The organism is Desulfobotulus sp. (assembly GCF_034006065.1).
In the GTDB taxonomy this organism is placed as follows: domain Bacteria; phylum Desulfobacterota; class Desulfobacteria; order Desulfobacterales; family ASO4-4; genus Desulfobotulus.
On the sequence record NZ_JAVETM010000075.1, the window covers coordinates 1 to 7,659 of the forward strand.

The 7,659-nt window shown below is 52.8% G+C and carries 6 protein-coding genes; 3 read left to right on the forward strand and 3 right to left on the reverse strand.

Going from position 1 to position 7,659, the window contains the following annotated elements; all coding sequences use genetic code 11:
* The first annotated feature begins 250 nt into the window (after nt 1–250).
* Nucleotides 251–562: a GIY-YIG nuclease family protein gene (locus RBR60_RS16870; protein ID WP_413815479.1), complete on the forward strand. Its 312-nt coding sequence runs from the start codon at nt 251–253 to the stop codon at nt 560–562.
* 532 nt (nt 563–1,094) lie between these two features.
* Here the strand turns inward: RBR60_RS16870 and RBR60_RS15625 are convergent.
* The 3 genes from RBR60_RS15625 to RBR60_RS15635 form a co-directional block, all read right to left on the reverse strand.
* A complete protein-coding gene (locus RBR60_RS15625) occupies nt 1,095–1,742 on the reverse strand; it encodes a hypothetical protein (protein ID WP_320358496.1) in 648 nt (215 codons plus the stop codon).
* 255 nt (nt 1,743–1,997) lie between these two features.
* Nucleotides 1,998–3,653: an FN3 domain-containing metallophosphoesterase family protein gene (locus RBR60_RS15630; RefSeq protein WP_320358498.1), complete on the reverse strand. Its 1,656-nt coding sequence runs from the start codon at nt 3,651–3,653 to the stop codon at nt 1,998–2,000.
* Between the two features lie 18 nt (nt 3,654–3,671).
* Nucleotides 3,672–6,200 carry an alkaline phosphatase gene (locus RBR60_RS15635; protein ID WP_320358500.1) on the reverse strand — a complete coding sequence of 843 codons (2,529 nt, stop codon included), beginning with the start codon at nt 6,198–6,200 and terminating at the stop codon, nt 3,672–3,674.
* A 412-nt stretch (nt 6,201–6,612) separates the two neighbouring features.
* On the opposite strand from RBR60_RS15635, the gene RBR60_RS15640 reads away from it, so the two are divergent.
* Nucleotides 6,613–7,113, forward strand: coding sequence for a putative zinc-binding protein (locus RBR60_RS15640; RefSeq protein ID WP_320358502.1), 501 nt, complete (start codon nt 6,613–6,615; stop codon nt 7,111–7,113).
* A gap of 51 nt (nt 7,114–7,164) precedes the next feature.
* Nucleotides 7,165–7,416 (forward strand): carboxymuconolactone decarboxylase family protein, encoded by a 252-nt coding sequence (locus tag RBR60_RS15645; RefSeq protein ID WP_320358504.1) that lies wholly within the window; start codon nt 7,165–7,167, stop codon nt 7,414–7,416.
* Nucleotides 7,417–7,659 lie beyond the last annotated feature (243 nt).

Genomic DNA, 7,659 nt, shown 5'->3' on the forward strand with positions numbered 1-7,659 from the left:
ATCATCTCTCAATCCATAACGTCTTGTCATTGAAGGGTCCTCCCACAGCCCATCAACAGAAAAGCACAAAAACACCTCGTTGTGAATCCGGAAAATTGTCAGCTGCACAATTGATGACACGCCCTAATATGGTAGGGGTGCGTTCAGCGTCCTCCCGTTTCGTCTCTGGCGGACGAGGTTGCAAACCCAATCGGACAATGTGCGCTCATTCGGCACGGTTCAAGCTTATCATAAAAAGATCGGTCCCCGCATGAAACCCTTTTGGATCTACATTCTTCGTTGCCGTGATGGAAGTTATTACACCGGACACACGGACGATCTTGAACGCCGTCTGGCACAGCACGAGTCCGGAGAAATTCCAGATTGTTACACGTTTTCACGCCGTCCGGCGCAATTTGTCTTTTCGCAATCTTTCACAACTCGTGAAGAGGCACTCGCCGCTGAACGGCAAATCAAGGGCTGGAGCCGAAAAAAGAAGGAGGCGATGATGCGCGGAGATTGGGAGGAAGTGTCAAGGTTGGCCCGAGCCTCTTCAAATCACCCTTCGACAGGCTCAGGGTGAACGGACTGAAGGATGGATTGCCCTTTGTCTCCCTCACACCGTTCACGGTGAGCCTGTCGAACCGTGAGCAAAAGCAAAAGGGGTGATCTTTGTTTTTTTTCGACTCACCCTTCGACAGGCTCAGGGTGAACGGACTGAAGGATGGATTGCCCTTTGTCTCCCTCACACCGTTCACGGTGAGCCTGTCGAACCGTGAGCAAAAGCAAAAGAGGTGATCTTTGTTTTTTTTCGACTCACCCTTCGACAGGCTCCGTTTACCCTTCGACAAGCTCAGGGTGAACGGTTGAAGGATGGATTAGCCCTTTGTCTCCCTCATACCGTTCACGGTGAGCCTGTCGAACCGTGAGTAAAAGCAAAAGGGGTGATCTTTGTTTTTTTTCGACTCACCCTTCGACAGGCTCCGTTTACCCTTCGACAAGCTCAGGGTGAACGGTTGAAGGATGGATTAGCCCTCTGTTTCCCTCACACCGTTCACGGTGAGCCTGTCGAACCGTGAGCAAAAGCAAAAGGGGGGCTGTTCCAGACCCGTTTTTTATCGGATCCGGTTTTTCAAGAAAGTTTTGTAGAAAGTGGGGGCCAGCGCAAGCATCAAGGTCAGGGTCTCCCGATGATCGGGCGCAACCTCTTGAAGAAGATTGAGGCAGGTCAGGGCGGCATCCGTATTGCCGCTTGCAAGATGATATTGGCCCGTTATTCCATAAAAAGTGGCAACCTCTGAAACATGGAAGGTATCCCGATCCGGATACAGCATTTTCAGGTCAAACTTATCCAGTATCTTCGGTATTTCTTCAAGATTTCCGTCCCGCAGGCAGATTGAGACATAGTTCATCCTTGCAAAGAGATAGTCCGGATGTTTCAGAAAGCTTTCTTTGGCAAGGGCATCGGCTTCTTCCTTCTGACCGACGGCAGAAAGGGCTGCGGATAACCAGTTGCTGATCTCACGAACCTCCGGGTATTTTTCTTTCAGCTCCTTCAGTCTTGGGATGGCTTTCTGTGGCTGTTCTTTGGCCATGCCCAGGAGCGCTTCCCTTTCTTTTTCAATCTCTTCCGGAAAGGGCCTTGCCCGCTTGATGGCTTCTTCTGTGATCTTGAAGGATGAACGCATGACGCCTTTGGGAAGCTTTTTTTTATTCGCAAGAGCAGCCCGTTTTGAGGCTTTGGTTTTTTTCGGTTTTTTCATGTCCGGAACCCTCCCATAGGAAAGTGTACTGCCACAGGTGACGGAAGTAAGGGCGGGTAAAAGAGACTTTCCTTTCTGCAGCCCCCCGTTTCATTATCAAGAACCTTTCTTATCGGTCTTTTTCCCGAAAGACAACGGTCGGGCTTTTTTATGAGATGACAGCTTTTTTGTTTTTTCAGGCGGATACAGAAAAACCGGCGCAGGGAAGTTTTTCCCGCTGCGCCGGTTCTTTTTCAGTGTCTGTAGAAGGTGCGTTTATTCGCCGGAGGCTTCCGGAATGGTCAGAGGCTCCGACCAGGGGGACCAGGCAAAGGTTTCATCCCGGTAGCGTACACGGGCAAAGCCGGGGGTCTGAAAAAGATTCTTTTTCACCTGGTAACGGGTGATGTCCACGCCTTCCTGAATGTTGTCTCCATGCCAGATGTTCTCGCTGCGGGTGGCATTGCCCCAGATCTGTACGGGATGGGAAAATGCCGCATCTCCGGAGAGCTGCCAGTGGGTTTCCAGATGACGGTCTTCCCCTGTTTCCCCGGCAAAGGCGGAAGCCTTAAGAAGGATATCGCCCGTTTCCGTTCTGAAGGCTTCCTGCATGAGGGGCTGTTCGGGGCCTTGCCCGCGGAGGGGAAGCAGGAAGGTGTCGGAAAGGGTGTCGTCGCTGAACCCATGGGAGATAATGCCGTTGCCGCCACTTCTGCGGACAAGGCGCAGGGAAGCCTCCTCCCCTCCCCTCACTTCCACCATCACATATCCGTAGGTGTCTTCACTCTTCTGAATCTCTTCATAGTCGATCTGTTCGTACTCGCCCCAGTAGTCAATGTGCCCTGCCGTTGTGGCCACATTCACCCAGAGATGGGAAACATCCCGGCTCTGGCCACGGGAGTAGCCATGGGTGTGTCCGTAAAAGTGCAGGCTGGGCTTGGCGGCTTCCCTTGTGAAGGTTTCCAGACGCTTCACGTAGTCACAGGCCCTGCGGCTGTTGCCAACGGGCCAGAGTTCGGACTTGCAGGGATGATGGAACTGGGCCAGCACGAAATCCGTGGACGGGCTGAACGCCGCTGCATCCAGTTCCCGCTCCAGCCACTTTCTCTGGAAGATATCCGTGATATCGGGCAGGTTTTCCGCATCCACGGAAAGGTTGGTGTCCAGGGTGAGGATGCGCAGGTTGAGGAGGTCCTTGGCGTAGAAAAAACCTTCCTCCGTGAGCGGGGCGCTGCCGTCGGGGAGCATGTCAAAATAGGCGGCAAAGAAAAAGGGAAGCTGATCATGATTGCCGATGGCGGGCAGCACCGGCACCCTGGAGATGAGAGGCTGAAGGTTTGGGAAAAAATCCTTTGTCCACTGGGATTTGATGCTGCCCGAGGTCACAAGATCGCCTGTGATGAGCAAAGCCCGTATTTCCGATGCGGCCCTGTCCGCATCCCCCTGGGCTTCCACGCGGAGAATGCCGTTTGTGATGGTATCCCGCAGCCTTTCCGGGTGGTCGCCCTGGGTATCGCTGATGGCGATGATCTTCACCCTGTCCACCCCATCCGCTGCCGTCGGCCAGGTGCGGAAGCGGTAGGTATCGCTTTTCCGGGTCGGGGTTTCAATGCGGTATTCATATTCCGTATCCGAAAGCAGCCCTTTTATCCTTGCCCTGTGCAGGGTGGGAAGCAGGGGAAGGCGTTCCGGCCGGATTTCCTCAAATTTTTCCCTGCCGACCTGCCGGTAAAGGACTTTTGGCAGAACACAGTGGGCTTCGAACATCACGGTCATGGTGTCCGTATCCGGATGCACAAGGTAGGGCTCTACAATAAAATCCATGTTCTTTTTTCCGAAAAAAGCGGCATGGGCGGGCATTCCAAGGCCAGAGAGCATGAACACTCCCAGCAGCAGCCCGATGGCATGGCGGTATCCGATGGTATGCAACATTCTGTCCTCCTTTATGGATCAGCGCGCAGGAAAATTGACGTAAATGGGGTTGGTGACGGCCTTCACCCGGCCATGCAGCAGCCGGTTTGAAAGCAGGTTCTCAGGTCTTCCGAGCAGTTCCGCCCGGTAGTGGGTGCGGCCCTTTGGATCTGGCGTTTCGGTGAAGGAGACCGATGCTGCGCCGCCGCTTAAAAGCCAGGCCCTATGGAGCAGACCGTTTTTGAAAACGGAGACCAGATAGGTGTCCTTTCTGGAAAGAAGGGAGGCGAGGGCCTTGAGATCCACTTCGCCTGAGGCAAGGGCCAGCAGGTTTTTCACGTCAAGGGCCTCCACACGGGGACGGGCCAGCCATCCGGAAGGTTCCGGATTGTGGATCTCCAGCCGGAAGGTGATGGGGTTATCGCCGGTCTGTATGAGATTATCGCCCACAAGGGTTTCAAAGAGGCCGTCTCCGTCGCGATCTGCAACAAAATCAAGTCTTTCCTTGTCCGGTGCGTGGCTGATGGACACATGCCCCTTCCGGATGGCCGCCAGAATGGCTTCCGACGATTTTTCCTCCGCATAGACCCAGGTGGTGGGATTGCCGAGACCAAAGAGGGAGGCTTCCACCTTTGCCGCAAGGCCGGATGCGTATGCAGAAAGCTTGTGGGTGTCCGACCCGCCCACAGCGGTGAGGCGGCGGCCCTGAATCAGCTGGGCATCCCAGAAGGGATGGCTGGCCCAGGCGTTGAAGTTGGGAAGGCGATACATGCTGTTCCATACCTCCACCGTATCCACCAGGTGATCCACACCATATTTCCAGGGGCAGCAGAACACCGCCGCAGGATGGTTGATGGAAAAAAGGGCCTGTCCCCGGTGCGCTCCGTAAAGGGCCGCCGTGGCATCCAGCGCGTCATTGGCCTGCCACAGGGGGCCATAGTCAAAGGGTTCTGCGGCCCAGACATTGGCGTGCCCCTTTGAAGATGTCCACTCCACGCCGTAAAGGAGCTGCATGCTGCCGGACACATGGTCCCGGTCTTCCCAGTGGGGAGGCTTGAGGCCTTCATAACGGCCCCTTTCAAAAAGGTGGCTGTCGTGATCCGTCAGGCTGAAAAAATCAAACCCTCTGGCTTCGGCTTCCCGGATCACCGCAGCCACCGGGGCGTTGCCGTCGCTGTAAAGGGAATGGGCATGGAGATCCCCTTTCAGCCACAGGCCTTTTCCATGGCTGCCCTTCTCTTCTGAAATCCACTGGTTCATGAGAAGAAAGAGATCCGTGTTGTCGATGTACTCTCCCGTGAAATCCGGATCAAAGCCTGCGATGAGCCCTGCAAAATAGCTGTCCCTGCCGTCCACAAGGCTTTTCAGCAGGCCGGAAACCCCTTCTCCTTTCACGTACAGGGGTACGGGCAGATTGCTGTGACCATCGGCGTGAAAGACCATCTCCGGCATGTTCCCGGCCCCGCGATCCTGCACCGGCGTAAAGGTACGGCTTTCCGATCCCCAGAGGTAACCGCACTCATGGTCGGCGGTCACGATGAGAAGGGTCTCCTCCCAGCTGCTGTGGGTTTCCACCCAGTCCGCCACGGCGGCAACGGCCTCGTTGAAATCCCGCTGTTCTTCTATCAGCCGTCCTTTTTCGTTGCTGTGGGCCGCCCAGTCCACAGCCCCCCCTTCCACCATGAGAAAAAAGTTCTTCCCGTTTGCGGAAAGGGCGTTCAGGGCACCCCTACTCATCACGGCAAGGCTTGGGGTTTCAGGGTTGGGGGTGGATCTGTCCACAAGCTGCCGGTCGCCGGATCGCGCTTGTTGGAGGGTGGTGGCGGCCCTTGCAAGCCCCAGGACTTTGGTATGGATCTGATCGCCCCTGGCCAGAGCCTCAAAATCTGCTTTGGCATCCATGAAATGCCAGATGCGACCATCCTTGCCGAAAAGACCTTCTTCACTGGTCAGCTGCTGAAAGACCCCTTCGCCGCCCACGTATTTATATTCCTGGCCTGAAATTTTCAGATTGCCATTGTTGTCGTACAGGGGATGGCCTGCGCCCATGAGCACATCCAGGTCACTGGCGTACAGCATTTCCCGGGCGATTTTTTCGTAGCTGTTTCGCGAAAGCTCATGGGCCACCATGCCAGCGGGCGTGGCGTGGCTGATGGGAACCGAGGTGACAAGACCCGTGGCCATGCCCTGTCCGGCGGCGGTTTCCACCATGTTTTTCATGGGAAGGCTTCCGGGATTCATGCCCACCATGCCGGGGATGGTCTTCACCCCTGTTCCCATGGCCGTTGAGGCAGCTGCGGAATCCGTGGGGTTGAGGGTGTGGGAACCAAAAACCTTCCACCCGATCTCGGGTCTGTAATCACCGAGAACACTGTAGGTGGTCATCATGTACTTTTCGGGAAAGGCCGCATACACGGGCTTTTCCCCATGGTAGTAATCCGTGGCCATGACGGTGCTGAAACCCATACCGTCGCTGACCATAAGGATTACGTTTTTTGCCGCCACCGGAGCGGCCAGGAGCAGGGCCAGACAGAGGACAAGGGCCTGCATACGAAGGTGTTTCAACATCTTTTCCTCCATGAAGAAGCATGTGAATGAAATGGAAAATATCTAAAACGGAAGGCTGAAAAACCAGGGAATGCGCCAATGTTTAGGAATAAAAGGATTCGGTTCGTGTGAGGAGGGGGTTAGACTTTTTTTATGCAAAAAAACTGAGTTGGGGTTGGATTTGCCTTGGCATGGCAGGCGCACGAACAGCCCCTGAAGTTAAGTAAGGGCTGTTCCATATCATATGCCTTAAAAAGCGTGGTGATAATCAAATATAGTGTTACTGGCAAAATGTTCCGATACAAATCCGGATCTGCACAGCAGACAAAAAACTCGGACAGAGTGTATCTTTTTCATGTGGAATGCCGTCTAAGCGGTAAAAGGCCCAAGTTTTTACCGCAGTTCACATGACAACACTGATACAGGAGTAAAAATGGCAGACACGATATGCTGCAACAACGACCATGACAAAACAAAACCTGAATATGAAACAGTAGCCGTTAAGAAAACAGGTAAAACCTGCCAGATGTGCGAAAATTATTCAAAGGAAAATCAAAATAAACAGGTTGCCATCATGTGCTGTGAAGGTGCATGTCTCAGGGGAGAAATCGCGAGACAGGCCGCCAATATTCTCTGCCATAGGCTCGTACCCGACAAGACTGTCCGTATCTGTCTCGGCGGGGCTTTCACAAAAAATACAGGGCAAAGGAACCTCGTCAGAAATGCCCAGAAGCTGATCGCACTGGAAGGTTGCTTTCTGGAATGTTCTACGCGCATGATGCAGGGCGTTCTTCCTGGCCTTGCTCCAAAAATCATCATTGCAGATACCCTTTATGATTTTGACAGGCAACTTTTTGGTATCAATGAGATGATGGATGATGAAATCAGAAGTCATGCCCGGACAGTCGCAGATGAGGTAATCAGGCATTTGTGAAACGATTATTTGGTATCCATAGGAAAATCTCAAAGGAAAGAGGCGTCCATCATGGATGAAAACATAAAAATTCTCATTGGAATTGGCGCATCTGTGGCAAGCAACTGCCAGCCGTGTTTTGTTTTTCATGCAGATCAGGCAGAAGAGTTGGGGATTGATGAGGCTGAAGTGATAGAAGCCATTCGTATTGGTTCAAAAATCAAACAGGGAGGAAGCATGTCCATGCTGGAGTTTATCTCAAGATCCATGGGGATTGAATTAAAAGATAATACTTTACACAGCAATGGATGTGCTTGCAGTTAAACTTCAAACCTCATGCTCATCTTCTACAGTTGGGAGACCTTTTTTGTCCAAAATGCCTGTAATTACTATGTCGCATTTTGTAAAAGCCCCAAAAGGTGGTGCCACAGAATTGAAATTTAATATTGTTTTTAAAGAAATTATAGCATAAAAATAAGGTGTCCTTACTGGAGGGGATGCCATGTTTGCCAGAATTAAAAAATCAGGTCGGTATGAGTATCTTCAAATTGTCGAAAATAAAAAGGT

What these genes read in the sequence shown, in the direction of transcription:
- RBR60_RS16870 (WP_413815479.1), top strand. Translation starts at nt 251, where the DNA reads ATGAAACCCTTTTGGATCTACATTCTTCGTTGCCGTGATGGAAGTTAT.
- RBR60_RS15635 (WP_320358500.1), bottom strand. Translation starts at nt 6,200, where the DNA reads ATGTTGAAACACCTTCGTATGCAGGCCCTTGTCCTCTGTCTGGCCCTG.
- RBR60_RS15625 (WP_320358496.1), bottom strand. Translation starts at nt 1,742, where the DNA reads ATGAAAAAACCGAAAAAAACCAAAGCCTCAAAACGGGCTGCTCTTGCG.
- RBR60_RS15645 (WP_320358504.1), top strand. Translation starts at nt 7,165, where the DNA reads ATGGATGAAAACATAAAAATTCTCATTGGAATTGGCGCATCTGTGGCA.
- RBR60_RS15640 (WP_320358502.1), top strand. Translation starts at nt 6,613, where the DNA reads ATGGCAGACACGATATGCTGCAACAACGACCATGACAAAACAAAACCT.
- RBR60_RS15630 (WP_320358498.1), bottom strand. Translation starts at nt 3,653, where the DNA reads ATGTTGCATACCATCGGATACCGCCATGCCATCGGGCTGCTGCTGGGA.